We start from the raw sequence: 18,690 nt of genomic DNA, 5'->3' as shown, positions 1-18,690 counted from the left end.
CCCCCGAAACGGGCGCGGCCAAAGCAGAAACAACCTACCCCGCCACCAACTTCCGTGCCGCAGCCGAGTGCTCAGCGATCAGTCCGGCCACATCCAGCCCGGGAATCGCGCCGTCCACCACGCGCCACTGACCCCCGACCATCACCCGGTCGGCACGGTCCGCCCCGCAGAGCAGCAACGCGGCTACGGGATCGTGGCTTCCGGAGAACCGCAGCTCGTCGGGCTTGAACAGGGCCAGGTCCGCTTGGAGCCCCGGTGCCAGTTGCCCAATATCGGATCGTCCCAACACGGCAGCGGACCCGCGGGTTGCCCAGCCCAGTGCCCGCTCCACAGGAACAGAGGCGCCGTAGCGGAGCCGTTGCAGATACAGTGCCTGCCGTGCTTCGAGGATCATGTTCGAAGCGTCGTTCGACGCCGAACCGTCCACTCCCAGCCCCACGGGAACGCCTGCTGCTTCGAGTTCCAGGACCCGCGCGGTCCCGGAGGCCAGGCGCATGTTCGACGTCGGACAGTGGGCCACCGCTGTTCCTGCGGCTCCCAGCCGCGCAATTTCCTCGTCGTTGAAGTGGATGCCGTGTCCCAGCCAGGTGCGGTTGCCCAACCAGCCCACGGATTCCAGGTAGTCCACGGTCCGCAGTCCGAACATGGATTTGCAGAAGTCTTCCTCGTCGATCGTCTCTGCGAGGTGTGTGTGCAGCCGGACATCGAACCGCTCAGCCATCACCGCAGACTCGGCCATGATTTCCTTCGTCACCGAGAACGGCGAGCACGGGGCCAGGGCAATTTGCACCACGGCCCCATCTCCGGTCTCGTGGTACTGACGGATCAGCCGTTCGCTGTCCGCAAGGATCGCCTCGGGTGACTGGACCGTGGTCCTGGGCGGCAGCCCGCCGTCGTCCTCTCCCAAGGTCATGGACCCGCGGGTCAACGTGGCCCGCATCCCCATGGCACGCACGGCGGCGACTTCAATGTCGATTGCGTCTTCCATGCCGTCGGGGAAGAGGTAGTGGTGGTCGGCGGCGGTGGTGCAGCCCGAGAGCAGCAGTTCGGCCAGCGCAACCTGCACGGCAAGCTCGAGGCTTCGAGGAGTCAAACGGGCCCACACGGGGTAGAGGTTCTGCAGCCACGGGAACAGGGGAGCGTTGGCCACCGGTCCCCAGGCGCGGGTGAGGGTTTGGTAGAAGTGGTGGTGCGTGTTGATGAGCCCGGGCAGGACAACGTGCGCGGAGGCATCAAAAACGGAACAGGGAAGCGATGGCTGCCCGCCCGAAGGCACCAGCTCAAGGATGGTGCCGGAGTCGGAAACCACCAGGCCGCCGCCGGCGTCGAGGTCGTTTGCGGTGAAGATACCCAGCGGGTTCTTGATCCATAGAGGGGTCATTGCAGGTTCCTTGTCTGGTCGGCGTGTACGCGTTCCAGCTCAGTTAGGCCCTGTCTGCTGATCCAGGTTGCCGGACCGTCAAAACGCGGTCCAGTCCGAAAAGCGTAGAATGCACGACGGCGGCCGTCAACGCCCGCGGTCGTCAGCCGGTCACATTCGGGCGCCAGCCCCGGCACCACACGAGGCGCTTCCCGGCACCACACGGGGCGCTTCCCGGCGCCACACGAGGCGCCTCCCGGCGCCAGCCCGGCATCACACGAGGCGCCTCCCGCACGGGCCCGGCCCCACGAGTAATTTCGCATGACGAAATTAAGTTTTCAAAAAACTATGGCGCGGCTCACAAACCTGGTGCTACGCTCTAACTGCCAAAGGCGGGCACCCGGACCTCGGGAAGCTATCTACCAGGCGCAACTTAACCTTCATCGCACATGCTGAAGCCTGGTAACCAAGCTAACTGGAGCTCCTCTCTGTAGCGCCCCCAAACAGGTCACCTGGCTTCCTCAGCACTAAGGAAGTCGCAACATGAGTACAACCGTCACGGCCGAGCAATTCCTGGCCACATCCATTGAGCTGGCTACAGCCAATGTCCTTAACAGTGGTGGCCCTTTCGGCGCCGTCATTGTCACCGCGGACGGACGAGCCTTCGAAGGCGTCAACCGCGTTACCGCAACGAATGATCCCACCGCACACGCAGAGGTTACGGCCATCCGCAACGCCTGCCGCGAACTGGGGACCTTCGATCTCAGCGGAGCAACCCTCTACACCAGCTGCGAGCCATGCCCCATGTGCCTGGCTTCGGCACTCTGGGCACGCGTGGACCGCGTGTTCTTTGCCGCAGACCGTCACGACGCCGCATCCGTTGGCTTCGACGACGCCGTCTTCTACGAGTACTTCGAGAACGACAACCGGGACGCGCTGATGCCGGTAGCCAAGCTGGAACTGGGCGACCCCCAGGCTCCGGAGGCCCTCCAGCCGTTCAACACATGGAACACGCTTGATTCCAGGATTGACTACTAGGGCCCGGTGGCTGACATGAACATCCTGGATAACGCAGAAATGCAGACAGCAGCTGAGAAGCAGGCTGCGCTCTTCCCCAACGGAGAGAACAGCGCAGAGCCCACAGCAGCAAAGCACACGGCAACCGGCCTGGCAGATGGCAACAAGAAGCCCCCGGTGTCGAACTCCTTTCTGGACAGGTTCTTCCAGATCTCCAAGCGTGGCTCCACGCTGGCCCGTGAATTCCGCGGCGGCCTGGTCACGTTCTTCACCATGGCGTACATCGTCATCCTGAACCCGCTGATCCTTGGCGGCTTCTCGGCGGAAAACGCTCCCACGGACGTGGCCGGCGGCTGGCTCTCAGCAGCACAGGTCGGTGCCGTAACGGGCCTGACTGCCGGCGTCATGACCATCATTTTCGGTCTGATTGCCAACTTGCCCTTCGGCCTCGCGGCCGGCCTGGGCATCAACTCGTTCCTTGCCGTCGCGGTCATCCAGGAAGTGACATGGCCAGAAGCCATGGGCCTGGTGGTCATCAACGGCATCCTGATTGTCCTTTTCGGTGCCACCGGCGCCCGTACGGCGATCTTCAAGGCAGTCCCCAAGGAACTCAAGGCCGCCATTACCGTTGGCATCGGCCTGTTCATTGCCTTCATCGGCTTCGTCGATTCCGGCTTTGTCCGCGCCACCACGGGCGGTCCGCCGGTCCAGCTGGGCGACAACGGCTCCATCACATCCATCCCCACCCTCGTCTTCATTGTGGGTCTGCTGACCATGGGCATCCTCGTGGCACGCAAGATTCAGGGCGGCCTGCTGATCGGCATCGTCGCCACCACCATCCTCGCCGCCGTTGCCGAGGCCGTTTTCCACATTGGTCCCGGCAGCGCAGAGAACCCCGGCGGCTGGCACCTCAATGTCCCCATCCTCTCGAGCCAGTTGGTGTCCGTCCCGGACCTCAGCCTGGTGGGCCAGTTCGATCTCTTCGGTTCGTTCGCACGGATCGGTGGACTGGCAGCAACCATGTTGGTTTTCACCCTGGTGTTCACCAACTTCTTCGACGCCATGGGCACCATGACGGGCCTGGCCAAGAGTGCAGGCGTGGCGCATAAGGACGGCACGTTCCCCAAGCTGAAGTCGGCCTTCATTGTTGAAGGCATGGGCGCAGTGGTGGGTGGTGCGACGTCGGGTTCGTCCAACACGGTGTACATCGACTCGGCGGCCGGCATCGGCGAAGGCGCACGTACCGGCCTGGCCTCAGTGGTCACCGGTTTGCTGTTCCTGGGCTCGATGTTCTTCACGCCGCTTACCTCGGTGGTGCCGTTGGAAGTTGCAGCAGCAGCCCTGGTGGTGGTGGGTGCCATGATGATGGCGCAGATCCGCGAGATCAAGTTCACCAAGTTCTCGATTGCGCTCCCGGCGTTCCTGACCATCGTGACCATGCCGTTGACTTACTCGATCGCCAACGGAATCGGCGTCGGATTCGTTTCCTTCGCCGTGATCAGCGCGGCGTCGGGCAAGGCCAAGAAGGTCCACCCGCTGATGTGGGTGGTTACGGCCGGCTTCATCATCTACTTTGCCCGCGGCCCGATCAACGCCCTGATGGGCGTCTAACCGGGAGCCGCACCCGCGCCGGCGGTTGTTCCGGCACTCTGATCGGCGGTCCGCCGGCACCCACCGCACGAATAGGCGTCCGCCGTCGTCGTCCTTCCCGAACCATAAGGACTGGAAGGCACGACGGCGGACGGCGGCTGGGCGGTCGACGCTCCGTCAAGGAACGGGGGCAGGGAGATGAAGCCCTTGCCCCCGTTCCCATGAACGCTTTTATCGATTACCTGCGACTTCCCCTCAACAACCTCTGGAAATGAGATTATGGGGCAAGATCGCGCACTGCTCCGGCCGGGCCACCCGGCTGGGACACCTGGAATAAGGATGTGTTGCCATGCTGGATCTGATGCCTTCACTGGGCAGCTGGCGGCCTGCGGTCTCCGGCCAACTGTGTGCTGTGGCCACGATCGTAGGGACTGGCGGTTCTGTGCCGCGGCCCATGGGAACCTCAATGTTGGTCTCCGAAAACGGCGAAATCCTGGGCAGCCTGTCCGGGGGTTGCGTGGAAGGCGCCGTGGTGGAAGCGGCTTTGGAAGCAATGCGCGACGGCGGCCCCCGCCTTGAGTCGTTCGGCTACAGTTCCGAGGACGCGTTCGCCGTCGGCCTTACCTGTGGAGGGGAACTGGAAGTCCATATCCAGCCTCTCCGGGCAGGATCGCCTGAGCTGTCTGTTTTTGCCGAAACCCCGCGTCCTGCGGCCTTGATCCGCCGGCTCGATGCACACGGCGGAGTCATGGTGGTCAATGATCCCGTCCGGTTCCGTGCCATGGAGTCAGAGGAACTGGCTAAACTGCTGGGCGACCACCCCTCCACACTTTTTGCCGCCGCTGCCCAGGTGGAGCCACTGCTCCAAGGTGGCCGAGCCGGTTTGGTGCGCCTGGCACCGCCCGAGGGATGCATCGATGGCTGGGTTACCACGGAGAGGCTGGCCATGCCCCCACAGGAGGAAACGCAACCGGAGCCCATCACCCTGTTGGTGGAAAGCCGGTTGCCGGCCGCCCGGATGCTGGTCTTCGGCGCCAACGACTTCGGCGCAGCACTGCTGCCCGCCGGACAACTCCTCGGATACAACGTGACCCTGTGCGACGCCAGGCCTGCGTTCGCCAAGCAAACCCGATTCGCGGGAGCAGACCAAGTGGTTACCGAATGGCCGCATCGCTACCTTGAAGCAGAGGCAGCGGCAGGACGCATTGATGCCCGTACCGTGGTGTGCGTCCTGACGCACGATCCCAAGTTCGACATCCCCTTGCTCCAGAGCGCCCTCCGTATCAACCTGGCGTATCTCGGCGCCATGGGTTCCCGCCGCAGCCACCGCCAACGGATCGACGCCTTGCTCGAGGCAGGCACTTCGCCGGAGTCCCTGGACCGGCTGCATTCGCCGATCGGACTGAACCTGGGTGCTGTCACTCCCGCTGAAGTGGCGGTTTCCATCACCGCCGAAATCATTGCTGAGCGCGGTGCGGGCCGGCGGACTTCGAGTGCCCCCGGGTTCCCTTCCCTCAAAGACAGCGCCGGCCCGATTCACCCAATGCCGATTCACGCAACGCCCAACGCAGCGCCGATCCCGGCCCCGACGCACGCAACGCCCAACGCAGCGCCGATCCCGGCCCCGACGCACGCAACCACTCAACACCTCACTCAGGAGGACCCATGGACATGAACACCATCGAGGCCGTGGTCCCCACCACGGACCCCGCACAATGGCGCGACGGCGACGCCTGGCTCGCCGGGGGCACTGTCCTTTTCTCCTATGGAAGCACCGTTCTCAAGCGGCTCCTGGACCTTGGCCAAGCGGAATGGCCGGCCATCACCGTTACGGATGCGGGCATCGAACTTGCCGCCACATGCACCGTCGCTGAGCTCTACGCCTTGCCACAAACCACTGAAGCAGCCACCCGCGAGTGGCCCGGATTGGCGCTGATCCGGCCGTGCTGCGACTCGTTCGTGGCCTCGTTCAAGATCTGGAACATGTCGACGGTGGGCGGCAACATCTGCACCGGGCTGCCCGCGGGGCCCATGACCTCGCTCTGCGCCGGACTGGACGGCGAAGCCACCATCCTCAGCCCGGACGGCACCAGCCGCAAGGTTCCCGTGGCCGACGTCGTGACTGGAGACATGCAGACCGTCCTGGCCCCCGGGGAGTTGCTCCGCAGCATCCATCTGCCGGCCAACGCGCTCTCCGCCCGCGTGGCCTTCCGCCGTTTATCCCTCAGCAACCTCGGCCGCTCCGGCGTGCTGCTGATCGGCCGGCTGGACCCCGACGGCGGGCTGGTCATCACCGTGACCGCCTCCACCAAAAGGCCGGTACAGCTGCGGTTCCCCGCCGGGCAGGTTCCCGACGCCGGGACGCTGGCTGACGTCGTCGGCGATTCCATTCCGTGGCCGCTCTACCACGACGACATCCACGGGCTCCCCGCGTGGCGGCGGGATATGACGTTCAAGCTGGCGGAGGAAATCCGGGCAGAACTGTTGGGCGAGTCCATGGCTGTGTCCGGCGATTTCTGGCCCCCGCACAATACCTCGCCCCAGCCGTCCACCCAGCCCACACCAACCACCACCCAGCAGAAGGAGGCCCCGAATGGCAATTGAGATCAACGGTTCTGCCTCGCAGGCCACACCCCGCCCGGGCCAGTGCCTGCGCACGTTCCTCCGTGAAGAGGGAAACTTCGGAGTCAAGAAGGGCTGCGACGGCGGCGACTGCGGAGCCTGCACGGTTCACGTGGACGGCACACCCGTTCACAGCTGCATCTACCCGGCCGTTCGCGCCGAAGGTAAAGCGGTCACCACCATCGAGGGCCTCGTGTCGGACGAAGGCCTGCACCCTGTGCAGGAGCAGTTCCTCGAGGCCCAGGGTTTTCAGTGCGGTTTCTGCACCGCCGGCATGATGATGACTGCTGCAACGTTCGACGACGAACAACGCGCCAATCTGCCGCGCAACCTCAAGGGAAACCTGTGCCGGTGCACCGGTTACCGGTCCATCGCGGATGCGGTCTGCGGCCATGGCGAAGGCCACGGCGGCCGCCACAGTGGCGGAGACCAGCACGACGCCGGAGCTGACGTTTCGGGGGCACAGCCAGTTTCCGGGACGCTGCCTATTTCCGGGAGGCTGCCTGCTTCCGGGCCGGATCCTGTTTCCAACACGCAGTCGCCCGCGCCCTCCGGCACCGCGAAGGCGATGGCAGCAGCAGCTGCCCCTGTGGCAGCCGCTCCGGGCCAGCTCGGCGACAACGTTCCCGCACCAGCCGGCCAAGCCGTGGTCACCGGGACCGCCCGCTACGCCCTGGACGTACCTGCCGAGGACCTTCCGGGCTTGCTGCACCTGAAGCTGCTGCGTTCGCCGCACCCGCATGCCCGGATCGTGTCCATCGACAAGGCCCCGGCATTGGCGGTTCCCGGCGTCGTGGCGGTCTTCACGCATGAGGACGCTCCACAGCTGCTGTTCTCCACGGCCCAGCACGAGAACTTCACCGACGATCCTGACGACACCCGGGTGTTGGACAACGTGGTGCGCTTCATCGGACAGCGCGTTGCTGCGGTAGTCGCTGAATCCGTGGGCGCAGCCGAGGCCGGGGCCCGGGCACTGGAAGTGAATTACGAACTCCTGGAGCCGGTGTTTACGCCGCAAGAGGCCATCCTCCCCGGAGCGCCGGCTATTCACGGAGAAAAGGATGGGGTCTTCTCCCGCATTTCCCGCCCGCATCACAATGTAGTGGCCGAGGTCCATGCCGAGCTGGGCAGCGTTGCGGACGGCTTCGCGGCGGCCGACTTCATCCACGAGCACACGTACCAAACCCAGCGCGTGCAGCATGTGGCCATGGAAACCCACTCGTCCATTGCCTGGCTGGATGAGGACGGCCGGCTGATGATCCGTTCCTCAACGCAGGTTCCGTTCCTGGTGAAAAGGACCTTGAGCCGGGTGTTCAACCTGGCGCCGGAGACCATCCGGGTGGTGGCTGGCCGGGTTGGCGGCGGTTTCGGTGGCAAGCAGGAGGTCCTGACCGAGGACTTGGTAGCCCTCGCCGCCCTGAAACTGCGCAGGCCCGTCCAACTGGAGTTCACGCGGACAGAGCAGTTCACCGCAACCACCACCCGCCACCCCTTCACCATCAAGCTCAAGGCGGGTGCCAGCCGGGACGGGTACCTCACGGCGCTGCAGCTTGACGTCCTCACCAATACCGGTGCCTACGGAAACCATGCTCCCGGTGTGATGTTCCACGGCTGTGGAGAATCCTTGGCCGTCTATAAGTGCGTGAACAAGAAGGTGGACGCGCACGCGGTTTACACCAACACCGTCCCCGCAGGCGCTTTCCGCGGGTATGGGCTGAGCCAAATGATCTTCGCCATCGAATCCGCCATTGACGAGCTGGCCATCGGGATCGGCATGGATCCGCTGGAGTTCCGGCTCAAGAACATGGTCCGGCCCGGCGACCACATGCTCTCCACAACCCCCGAGCCCGAGGAAGACGTCCACTACGGAAGCTACGGATTGGACCAGTGCGTCGCCTTGGTCAGGGATGCCCTGGACCGCGGCAAGGAACGCTACCGGGCTGCAGGCTTGGACGACCTCGGCCCGGACTGGGTGGTAGGGGAGGGCTCTGCCCTGTCCATGATCGACACCGTCCCGCCGCGCGGACACTTCGCCCACACGCGGGTGAGCCTGGAAGCTGACGGAAGGTTCGCCGTCGACGTCGGTACTGCTGAGTTCGGGAACGGCACCACTACCGTCCATGCGCAGTTGGCGGCCACCGCCTTGGCGACGACTGCGTCCAAGGTGACCGTGCGGCAGTCCGACACCGACCTCCTTGAGCACGACACCGGCGCGTTCGGTTCGGCCGGAACCGTGGTGGCCGGAAAAGCGACGCTCGGTGCGGCGCTGGAGCTCGGCACCCGGATCCAGACCGTTGCCTCGTCCCTGACGGGTGTTCCGGTGGCCGACTGCCGCTTTGTGGACGGTGCCGTGCAGTGCGGTGACCGTACGGTGCCGCTGACGGAAATCGTCGACGCCGCCCGGCTGCAAGGCGTTCGGCTCGCCACCGACGGCAACTGGGGTGGGACGCCGCGTTCGGTGGCGTTCAACGTCCATGGCTTCAGGGTCGCCGTCAACACGGGAACCGGCGAGCTGCGGATCCTGCAAAGTGTCCAAGCCGCGGACGCTGGTGTGGTGGTCAACCCGCGGCAGTGCCGTGGCCAGATCGAGGGCGGTATCGCGCAGGCCCTCGGCGCGGTGCTCTACGAGGAAGTAAAAGTGGACGACGCCGGCCGCGTCACCACGGACATCCTGCGGCAGTACCACATCCCTTCGTTCGCGGACGTGCCACGGAGCGAGGTGTACTTCGCAACCACCAACGACTCCACCGGGCCTTTGGGTGCGAAGTCGATGAGCGAGAGCCCGTTCAATCCCGTGGCTCCCGCGCTGGCCAACGCCATCCGCAACGCAACCGGCATCCGCTTTGGTGAGCTGCCCATCGCGCGGGACAAGATCTACCTGGCCCTTCGCGACCGCACCCTGATCCCCAACTGACCCCTATCCCCGTGCCAGCCCAACTAGGTAACAGCAAACGTCGCTATGAGCCCTCATTGCGTCGTTTGCAGTTACCTACTTGGGGGAGAGGGTGAGCTCCATGAACACGCTGTTCGGGTCCAGGATGTAATCCCCAAAAGGCGGGCACTCCGTAAAACCGTGCCGGGCATACAGCCTGCGGGCCGGGGCGAAATAATCCTCGGTACCCGTCTCCAGGCTCACGCGCCCGTAACCCAGCCGCGCGGCTTCGGCCACAATGTGCTCCAGCATCGCGGTGGCCACCCCACGTCCGCGCGCGGCGGACGTAGTGCGCATGGACTTGATCTCGGCCTGCCCTTCGGAGAGTTTCTTCAACGCACCGCAACCCAGCAAGGTGCCGTCCTCGCGGGCTGTCCAGAACGTAATGGACTCGTGCGACAACGCCGAATGGTCCAGCGCATGCACGCTCTCGGCCGGGGAAGTGGCGAACATGTCGGCCAGGTGCTCGCTGAGGAGCTGGCTGACATCAGGGCGTGCGGGATCGTCGGGTTCGATACGGATCATGCCCCCAAATCTACCCGGCGCTACCCTTCCTACCCGGCGCTACCCTTCCTACCCGGCGCTACCCTTCCAGAAGGTGCAGCTGGTCTTTGGTATCCAGGTCCTCGCCGGAACAAAGGTCACTGCAGTCCACCAGGTCCACCAAGCCTGGGTGCGCTTTGAGGAATGAACGCGCGCCGGTGTCGCCGTGAGCTGCCGCGGCAGCGTCGGCGCGGAGTCCGACGTCGAAAATCACCGGGTGCCTGCGCTTCAGGTGACCCGACTCGTCAGGATAGGCGGCTGCGGTGACCCGGCCGGGACGGTGGCTGCCCAGCAACCTGCTGACCGCCGTCGGGGTTAAACCGGGTTGGTCCACCAGCGCCACCATGATGCTGTTTCCTGGGGCGGCGGCGTCGATTCCGGCGCGGAAAGAGCCGGCCATTCCCTTGGCCCAGTTCTCGTTCTCGACCACCATATGGGTGCCCAAATCGGTGTTGCTCCGAACATGCCCGGCCTCAGCACCGAGTACCACCACAACCTCGCGGCAACCGCCGTCGAACAGGGTATCGGCGAGAACCTCCACCAAAGTCCGGCCGCGGAAGGGCAGCAAGGCCTTGGGGCCGCGGCCCAGGCGGGTGCCGGCCCCGGCAGCGAGGAGCACACCCGTGGTGGGGGCCGTGCCGATGTCAGTCATATCCTCACCATACGCGCGGGGGTGCATGCGGTCTCTAGCTCCTTGGTGGCTTTCGAAGCGATCTACCTATATCGGTTGTAAATTACCGATGAGTAGGGCTTTTGGCCGTATGAAATGGCCGATATCGTCTATGGGGGAGTTATGAAGTCAGCTCGGAAACGCAACGATGCGTGAAAGTACAGGGGAAATGGCTGGCAATTTCGAAATTCTCAAAGCAGGATCCAACTCATTCCGGTTCAGGCTTACCGCCGAGGACGGCACGGTTGTGGCAGTGTCGCCGCAGTTTCCGAACCTCAAGGCCGTGGTGGCCGGCATCAACGCCGTCCGCGAAAATGCGGCAACCGGCTTTGTGGTGGACCGCAGGAACCTGGGCACCTAGGCCCGGTTGGCAGAAACCAGCGAAACAACAAGTGGCGGCAATGTTCTTTACGAACACTGCCGCCACTTTTGTTGATACGGGGTGTTTAGGCGTCTCCGCCCGCTCCGCCGGTGGTGCCGGCGTTCACGTCCAGCAGTTTGTAGCGGTCAATGGCGTACGACGGCGCGCCCTCCTCGACCTCGCCCCTCGCCGCCAGCAACTGGAGGGTTTTGGCGACGATGGAGTGGGTGTCGTTTTTGAAGTAGCGGCGTGCGGCTTGGCGGGTGTCGGAGAAGCCGAAGCCGTCTGCTCCGAGGGAGGCGAAGTCGTTGGGGATGAATTGGCGGATTTGGTCGGGGACGGCTTTCATGTAGTCCGAGACTGCGATGACTGGTCCGGTGGTGCCTGCGAGTTGTTCGGTGATGAACGGGGTGCGGGCGGGTTGGCCGGGGTTCAGGAAGGCGTGTTCTTCGGCGGCGAGTCCGTCGCGTCGGAGTTCGTTCCAGGAGGTCACGGACCAGACTTCGGCGGCGACTCCCCAGTCGTCGTTGAGGATCCGGGCGGCTTCGAGTGCCCAGGGTACGGACACGCCGGAGGCGAGGATGTTCGCGGTGGGCCGGTTGCTGTCTCCTGTGGGGGCTTCGGCGAGGCGGTAGATGCCTTTGAGGAGCCCGTTGATGTCGAGGTTTTCCGGTTCCGCGGGTTGGGTGATGGGTTCGTTGTAGACGGTGAGGTAGTACATGACGTTACGGTCTTCACCGGTGCCGTCTGTGTTGTTCTCGCCGTACATTTCTTCGAGGCCGTGGCGGATGATGTGGCCGATTTCGTAGCCGTAGGCGGGGTCGTAGGTTTTCACGGCGGGGTTGGTGGAGGCCAGGATGGGGGAGTGTCCGTCGGCGTGTTGGAGTCCTTCGCCGGTGAGGGTGGTCCGTCCTGCGGTGGCGCCGATGATGAAGCCGCGGGTCATTTGGTCTGCTGCGGCCCAGAACGAATCGCCGGTGCGTTGGAAGCCAAACATGGAGTAGAACACGTAGATCGGGACCAGGGGTTCGCCGTGGGTGGCGTAGGCGGTGCCGGCGGCGGTGAAGGCTGCGACGGCTCCGGCTTCGTTGATGCCGGGGTGGATCAGTTGTCCGGCGGGTGATTCTTTGTAGGCCAGGACGAGGTCGCGGTCCACGGAGAGGTAGTTCTGGCCTTTGGGGTTGTAGATTTTCGCGGTCGGGAAGAACGCGTCCATGCCGAAGGTCCGGGATTCGTCCGGGACGACGGGCACGAAGCGTGCGCCGAAGTTTTTGTCCCGCATGAGGTCCTTCAGGAGCCGGACGAAGGCCATGGTGGTCGCGGCTTGTTGTTTGCCGGATCCGCGTTTGGCGACTTCGTAGGACTTCGCTTCGGGCAGGGTCACGGGGGTGTGTTTGCGGCGGCGTTCGGGGACGAACCCGCCAAGTTCTGCCCGGCGGTCCATGAGGTATTTGATTTCCGGGGCGTCCATGCCGGGGTGGTAGTACGGGGGCCGGTAGAGGTCAGCGTCGAGTTGTTCATCGCTGATGGGGATCCGGAGGTGGTCACGGAAGGCTTTGAGGTCTTCCATGGTCAGTTTCTTCATCTGGTGCGTGGCGTTGCGGCCCTCGAAGTGCGGGCCCAGGCCGTAGCCCTTGACGGTTTTGGCCAGGATGACCGTGGGTTTGCCCTTGAACTCGGTCGCTGCCTTGTAGGCGGCGTAGACCTTGCGGTAGTCGTGGCCGCCTCGTTTGAGGCCCCAGATCTGTTCGTCGTCCAAGTCCGCGACCATGTCCTTGGTCTGCGGGGATTTACCGAAGAAGTGTTCACGGACGAACCCGCCGGACTCGGCCTTGTAGGTCTGGTAGTCACCATCGGGGGTTTCGTTCATGATCTTCACCAACGCCCCGTCTTTGTCCGCTTCCAGGAGGTGGTCCCATTCGCGGCCCCAGACGACCTTGATCACGTTCCAGCCCGCGCCGCGGAAGAACGCTTCGAGTTCCTGCATGATCTTGCCGTTGCCGCGGACCGGTCCGTCCAGGCGCTGGAGGTTGCAGTTGATCACGAAGTTCAGGTTGTCCAGGTTCTCGTTCGCGGCGAGCTGCAACAAACCACGGGACTCGGGCTCGTCCATTTCCCCGTCACCCAGGAACGCCCAGACCTGCTGGTCCGAGGTGTCCTTGATGCCACGGTTCTGCAGGTACCGGTTGGACTGGGCCTGGTAGATCGCGTTCATCGGGCCGATACCCATCGACACGGTCGGGAATTCCCAGAAATCAGGCATCAACCGCGGGTGCGGGTACGAGGACAGGGCATGACCGGCCTTGGACTTTTCCTGCCGGAACCCGTCCAAATCCTCTTCCGTGAGACGGCCTTCCATGAACGCACGGGCGTACATGCCAGGGGAAGCATGGCCCTGGAAGAACACCTGGTCCCCGCCACTGGGGTGGTCCTTGCCGCGGAAGAAGTGGTTGAACCCCACCTCATACAGGGTCGCGGCACCGGCATACGTGGAGATATGCCCGCCCACACCAATATCAGCCCGCTGCGCACGGTGAACCATCACCGCGGCGTTCCACCGCATATACGCCCGGTACCGGCGCTCGAACTCCTCGTTCCCCGGGAACTCTGCTTCCTGGTCCACCGGGATCGTGTTCACATAATCAGTGGTCGTCACCATCGGCACACCCACCGACCTCGCGCCGGCACGCTGCAACAACGAACGCATAATGTACTGGGCACGCTCGGTACCCTGCTCCGCGATCAACGCATCAAGGGACTCAATCCACTCAGCGGTCTCTTCCGGATCACGATCAGGCAGCTGGGCAGTCAACCCGCTGAGGATGTGTGAGGTCTCTTCTCCTGCAGCCACGTCCAACCTCTCTTCATTGAATGTCTGGGCGCTTGCTCTGTGGGGGCGCTCAAGGAATTTCGTATTGTGAGAATAAAATTCTGCAATTCGAGATTACGTCTGCTGATGGGCAGCGTCAACACGGATTGCGTAACCAAAACAGTCAACTGGGAAACCGTTGCCCAAGCAACCGAATGTGACCCTGCATACACCGCGAATCCTTGACGTTACGTGACCTGAGTCATAGAGTGCTTTCACTATTCAATAACTAGATTCCGCAATGTGGAATCAGTACGAAGTGGAGATCCACGATGCAGACGACTTCATCAGTCGGCGTCACTGAGACTCCGGGAGAACCAAACGCAGGTGGCCCCAACCACCCGGTCGTGGGAAACACTGACCTCTGCGCCATTGCTTCCGAAGCATCAGGCCGTACCATCAGCCCCAGCCTCTACAACATTGACCTTGCGCCGACTAAAGCCAAGGGCCGCAAGTGGACCAGCTACAGCATCTTTACCCTCTGGGCCAACGACGTCCACAGCCTGGGTAACTATGCCTTCGCCATTGGCCTGTTCTCCCTCGGACTGGGCGGGTGGCAGATCCTGGTGGCACTGGGAATCGGCGCCATACTGCTGTTCGGCCTCCTGAACTTTTCCGGATTCATGGGACAGAAGACGGGGGTTCCTTTCCCGGTCATGAGCCGCATCAGCTTCGGCATCCGCGGAGCTCAAATTGCCAGCTTGGTTCGCGGCGCCGTTGCCGTAGCGTGGTTTGGCATCCAGACGTACCTGGCCTCTGTGGTCCTTCGCGTCATGCTGGTTGCCATGGCCCCCGGCTTGAAGGACTTGGACAGCAACTCCATCCTGGGCCTCTCAACTTTGGGCTGGCTCTCCTTCGTGGCCCTGTGGATCGTTCAGCTGGTCATCGTCAGCTTTGGCATGGAGATGATTCGTAAGTACGAGGCCTTCGCCGGCCCGGTCATCCTGGTGACCATGGCCGCAATCGCCGTGTGGGTCTTCATCGAAGCCGGTGGCGCCATCCAGTGGTCCGGCATCAAGGGCCTTGAAGGTGGGGAAATGTGGCTGACCATCTTCGCCGGTGGCGCGCTCTGGGTCTCCATCTACGGAACGTTCGTCCTGAACTTCTGCGACTTCACGCGGTCCTCCACCTCCAAGAAGTCAATCGTCAAGGGCAACTTCTGGGGAATTCCCATCAACATGCTCGTCTTCGGCGCCATTGTGGTTGTCATGGCCGGTGGCCAATACAAGATCAACGGAACGGTCATCGAGAGCCCGTCGGACATCGTCCAGAGCATCCCGAACACCCTTCTGCTGGTCCTGGCGTGCCTTGCCCTGCTGATCCTGACAGTGGCAGTGAACCTGATGGCCAACTTCGTTGCTCCGGTCTATGCGCTGACCAATCTCTTCCCGCGGCACCTGAACTTCCGCAAGGCAGCCTGGGTCAGTGGCACCATCGGCTTGGTCATCCTGCCGTGGAACCTCTACAACAACCCCATCGTCATCGTGTACTTCCTCGGTGGCCTCGGCGCACTGCTTGGACCACTGTTCGGCGTCATCATGGCCGACTACTGGCTGGTCCGCCGAGGCAAGGTCAACGTCCCGGAACTGTACAGCGAGGACCCCAAGGGCGCCTACTTCTACAAGCGCGGCGTGAACCCTAAGGCCATCATCGCCATGATTCCGGCGGCAGCAATCGCAATCGCCATTGCCTTCGTTCCGGCATTGGCAGCCGCGGCACCGTTCGCCTGGTTTATCGGAGCCGGCGTTGCTGCACTCACGTTCTTCGCAGTGGCCGACAAGAAGCAGGTCCACGAGGACGTCTCCGGCGAGCCGATCGCCGCCGCCAGTACTCACTGACCCCCATCATCAAGGCGCGGCCCGTCCTCCACGCCGCCCCGGATCCCAGCAAGCGGATCCGGGCCGGCCGGCAGGGACGGGCATTGCCGTTGGAAGGAAAACCATGCGCATCCTGGTCGCGAACGTCAACACCACCCAGTCCATGACGGACTCCATCGCCGCGCAGGCCCGTGCTGCAGCGGCCCCCGGCACCGAAATCATTGGCATTACCCCGCGCTTCGGCGCCGACTCCTGCGAAGGAAACTTCGAAAGCTACCTTGCCGCGATCGCCGTCATGGACGCCGTGGTCAACTATCCCGAACCATTCGACGCCGTCATCCAGGCCGGCTATGGCGAGCACGGCCGCGAAGGCCTCCAGGAACTCCTGGACGTCCCGGTGGTCGACATCACCGAGGCAGCCGCCAGCACTGCGATGTTCCTGGGTCATAAGTATTCCGTGGTCACCACGCTTGACCGCGCGGTTCCGCTGATCGAGGACCGCCTCAAGCTTGCCGGCCTCGATGCCCGGTGTGCTTCTGTGAGGGCCAGTGGCATGGCCGTGCTCGAGCTGGAGGAATACCCGGAACGCGCCGTTGAAGCGATCGTGGGCCAGGCCGAACAAGCGGTCGACCATGACAAAGCCGAGGTCATTGTCCTGGGGTGCGGTGGCATGGCCGGTCTCGACGAGGAGATCCGTCAGCGCACCGGCGTTCCTGTAGTGGATGGTGTGGCCGCGGCAGTCACCATCGCAGAATCCCTGGTCCGCCTGGGCCTGTCCACCTCGAAGGTCAGGACGTATGCCACCCCGCGTCCCAAGACTGTCATAGGCTGGCCGATAACCGTGGCCTCAACCCACGCAGGACCCCAGCCTGCCGACGCGGCACACTGAGGTAACACGCTGAGGCAAGACGCTGACGCGAGGCACCTAGGCAAAGTACGTCCCTGAAAGGCAACCATATGACTGACTCCAGCCTGCCCGCAGACCCCAGGGTCGCCGTCGTTACCGGTGCGGGTTCGGGTATTGGGCGGGCAGTTGCCCGGCTCATGCTCGCCGAGGGCTACCGCGTAGCGCTGGCCGGGCGTCGTGGGGCGCAGCTGCTCGAAACTGCGGGAGGCCATCCGGAAGCGCTGGCAGTTCGGTGCGACGTCACAGCGCCCGACGACGTCGCCCGCCTTTTCGGGGAGGTCCGCCAACGCTGGGGCCGGGTTGATGTGCTGTTCAACAATGCGGGCATCTTCGGACCGGCCGGCGACGTTGGCGAGATCAGCGTGGAGGAGTGGGAAGCGACTCTTCGCGTGAACGTCACCGGTTCCATGCTGTGTGCGGCCGAGGCGGTGCGGGCCATGAAAGCCCAGGAGCCCCAGGGTGGCCGCATCATCAACAACGGCTCCATTTCGGCGCATTCGCCAAGGCCAAGGTCCGTGGCCTATACGGTAACCAAGCATGCGATGACGGGCCTGACCAAGAGCATCGAGCTCGACGGCAGGGAATTCGGCATCACGTGCGGGCAGATCGACATCGGCAATACCCGCACGGAGATCATGGACACCATCGGCGTGGGCTCCGGGGCGCTGCAGGCCGATGGCAGCCGCAAGGTTGAGCCGATGTTCCCGGTGGATGACGCTGCCCGGGTGGTGCTGATGATGGCCAACATGCCGGCCTCGGCCAGTGTGGGGTCCGTGGTGGTGACTGCTGCCGGCATGCCCTTTGTGGGCCGCGGCTAGCGAGTTTTTGTACACATAACGCCCTCAAAACCGCCCTTTCCGGGCATTAGCTGTACAAAACATCCGGTCTGAGGGAGCTGGTCTGTGGATAACTCTTTCTCGCCTCAGCGGTTGTGACTCAATGGGGCATGCGCCCGTTGTCTTCCCTTCCCCCGGCTCTTTCTGACCAAGCCTTTACTCTGGCTGCGGCTGCGGAATTTGGAGTTGCCCCAAAGAGACTCCGGGCATCGGACCTTCTGGTGCCCAGCCGGGGACTCCGCGTGCCGCAGCGGACGCAGACGTTGCTGGAGGTTGCCCGGCCCCACCTTGACCTCCGTCAGGGTGACTTTTTGAGCCACAACAGTGCCGCTGAGGTGCTGGGATTGCCCCTGCCCTCTTGGGCGCAGTTCAGGCCCGACGACGGCGGGCCGGTGACCGCCGTCGTCGAACCTATTCCCTGGGGACCAAAGAGCGGCCCTCATTTTCGGGAGCCGGGACGATTTATCCATCTCTCGCGGCCAAGGGATGGATCGTTGCCTCGGCGGAGGGGAGTGGCCGGCCATCGGCTGACATTGAGGGACGGTGATCTCACAGATCTGGAGGGGGTTATCCTCACGTCTGTGGCACGAACCTGGGTGGATTTGGCCACGATGCTGCCGATGGACGACTTGATCGTGGTCGGGGATGCCATTATCAGCGAGCACAGCCGCACCTTCGGCCCTCCCCGGGTGGCGCTTGTCTCCCTTCAAGCCCTCAAGAGTTTCGTGGAGAAGGCCAACGGTGTCCACGGCGTCCGCAAGGCTCGCGTCGCGTTGGAGTCGCTTCGCGTGGGTGTTGATTCTCCGCCGGAAACCAAGCTCCGGCTCTTGCTTGAAGAGGCCGGGCTTCCTGCATTCGTTCCAAACTGCCGGGTAGACGATGCGCTTGGCAAACCGGTGTGGACTGACTTGGGATGCCCGGAGTATCGGATCTGCCTTGAGTACGAGGGCCTTCATCATCTGTTACCAGAGCAGCAGGCTCTGGATGCTTATCGGGATCAGCGCGTCTCAGAGGCTGGCTGGCGACAGGTAAAGATCAACAAGATCGACATGACGCATGGCAGGAAGTGGGTGGTGGCCCGGGTATCCCAGGGGCTCCGCAAACAGGGATGGACGGGCTGAGGTTTTGTACAGCTGATGCCCTCATGACTCGTCCTTTGGGGCATC

General features: G+C 63.6%; 14 protein-coding genes. 10 read left to right on the top strand and 4 right to left on the bottom strand.

Annotation, left to right across the window (positions count from 1 at the left end; all coding sequences use genetic code 11):
* Window positions 1-34 precede the first annotated feature (34 nt).
* Entirely contained in the window at window positions 35-1,381 is a 1,347-nt protein-coding gene (locus LDN85_RS17650; RefSeq protein ID WP_026546901.1) for an 8-oxoguanine deaminase, read from the bottom strand.
* 522 nt (window positions 1,382-1,903) lie between these two features.
* Here LDN85_RS17650 and LDN85_RS17645 point away from each other — a divergent pair.
* From LDN85_RS17645 to LDN85_RS17625, 5 genes are all read left to right on the top strand, one after another.
* The gene (locus LDN85_RS17645; protein WP_011776019.1) at window positions 1,904-2,398 is read left to right on the top strand and encodes a nucleoside deaminase; all 495 of its coding nucleotides are present in this window, start codon (window positions 1,904-1,906) and stop codon (window positions 2,396-2,398) included.
* Between the two features lie 6 nt (window positions 2,399-2,404).
* Window positions 2,405-3,988 (top strand): NCS2 family permease, encoded by a 1,584-nt coding sequence (locus LDN85_RS17640; RefSeq protein ID WP_026546900.1) that lies wholly within the window; start codon window positions 2,405-2,407, stop codon window positions 3,986-3,988.
* A 328-nt stretch (window positions 3,989-4,316) separates the two neighbouring features.
* Window positions 4,317-5,642 carry an XdhC/CoxI family protein gene (locus tag LDN85_RS17635; RefSeq protein ID WP_081733550.1) on the top strand — a complete coding sequence of 442 codons (1,326 nt, stop codon included), beginning with the start codon at window positions 4,317-4,319 and terminating at the stop codon, window positions 5,640-5,642.
* On the top strand, window positions 5,633-6,571 hold the full coding sequence (locus LDN85_RS17630) for an FAD binding domain-containing protein (protein ID WP_026546899.1): 939 nt from the start codon (window positions 5,633-5,635) through the stop codon (window positions 6,569-6,571). The genes LDN85_RS17635 and LDN85_RS17630 overlap by 10 nt, the downstream gene beginning before the upstream one ends.
* Window positions 6,561-9,503: a molybdopterin cofactor-binding domain-containing protein gene (locus LDN85_RS17625; protein ID WP_223943687.1), complete on the top strand. Its 2,943-nt coding sequence runs from the start codon at window positions 6,561-6,563 to the stop codon at window positions 9,501-9,503. Before LDN85_RS17630 ends, LDN85_RS17625 begins: the two co-directional genes overlap by 11 nt.
* Window positions 9,504-9,578: 75 nt before the next feature.
* Here the strand turns inward: LDN85_RS17625 and LDN85_RS17620 are convergent, their stop codons facing one another.
* Both LDN85_RS17620 and nboR read right to left on the bottom strand, forming a co-directional pair.
* Window positions 9,579-10,046, bottom strand: a complete 468-nt coding sequence (locus LDN85_RS17620; protein ID WP_223943686.1) for a GNAT family N-acetyltransferase — start codon at window positions 10,044-10,046, stop codon at window positions 9,579-9,581.
* A gap of 58 nt (window positions 10,047-10,104) precedes the next feature.
* Window positions 10,105-10,743 carry a nicotine blue oxidoreductase gene (gene nboR, locus LDN85_RS17615; RefSeq protein WP_026541925.1) on the bottom strand — a complete coding sequence of 213 codons (639 nt, stop codon included), beginning with the start codon at window positions 10,741-10,743 and terminating at the stop codon, window positions 10,105-10,107.
* A gap of 160 nt (window positions 10,744-10,903) precedes the next feature.
* Between nboR and LDN85_RS17610 the strand changes: the two genes are divergently transcribed.
* Entirely contained in the window at window positions 10,904-11,095 is a 192-nt protein-coding gene (locus LDN85_RS17610; protein WP_026541924.1) for a DUF1508 domain-containing protein, read from the top strand.
* Window positions 11,096-11,180: 85 nt separating this feature from the next.
* Here the strand turns inward: LDN85_RS17610 and aceE are convergent, their stop codons facing one another.
* A complete protein-coding gene (gene aceE / locus LDN85_RS17605) occupies window positions 11,181-13,946 on the bottom strand; it encodes a pyruvate dehydrogenase (acetyl-transferring), homodimeric type (RefSeq protein WP_223943685.1) in 2,766 nt (921 codons plus the stop codon).
* Between the two features lie 290 nt (window positions 13,947-14,236).
* On the opposite strand from aceE, the gene LDN85_RS17600 reads away from it, so the two are divergent.
* The 4 genes from LDN85_RS17600 (at window position 14,237) to LDN85_RS17585 (ending at window position 18,645) form a co-directional block, all read left to right on the top strand.
* Window positions 14,237-15,802, top strand: coding sequence for an NCS1 family nucleobase:cation symporter-1 (locus LDN85_RS17600; protein ID WP_223943684.1), 1,566 nt, complete (start codon window positions 14,237-14,239; stop codon window positions 15,800-15,802).
* 103 nt (window positions 15,803-15,905) lie between these two features.
* Entirely contained in the window at window positions 15,906-16,670 is a 765-nt protein-coding gene (locus LDN85_RS17595) for an aspartate/glutamate racemase family protein (protein ID WP_091549668.1), read from the top strand.
* Window positions 16,671-16,738: 68 nt separating this feature from the next.
* Window positions 16,739-17,506 carry an SDR family oxidoreductase gene (locus LDN85_RS17590; protein ID WP_223943683.1) on the top strand — a complete coding sequence of 256 codons (768 nt, stop codon included), beginning with the start codon at window positions 16,739-16,741 and terminating at the stop codon, window positions 17,504-17,506.
* Between the two features lie 599 nt (window positions 17,507-18,105).
* Entirely contained in the window at window positions 18,106-18,645 is a 540-nt protein-coding gene (locus LDN85_RS17585) for a hypothetical protein (protein WP_223943682.1), read from the top strand.
* Window positions 18,646-18,690 lie beyond the last annotated feature (45 nt).

It is taken from the genome of Arthrobacter sp. StoSoilB20 (genome assembly GCF_019977295.1).
Taxonomy (GTDB): Bacteria; Actinomycetota; Actinomycetes; order Actinomycetales; family Micrococcaceae; genus Arthrobacter; species Arthrobacter nicotinovorans_A.
Note: the sequence above shows the minus strand (reverse complement) of the source record. Positions and strands in the feature narration are given on the sequence as shown.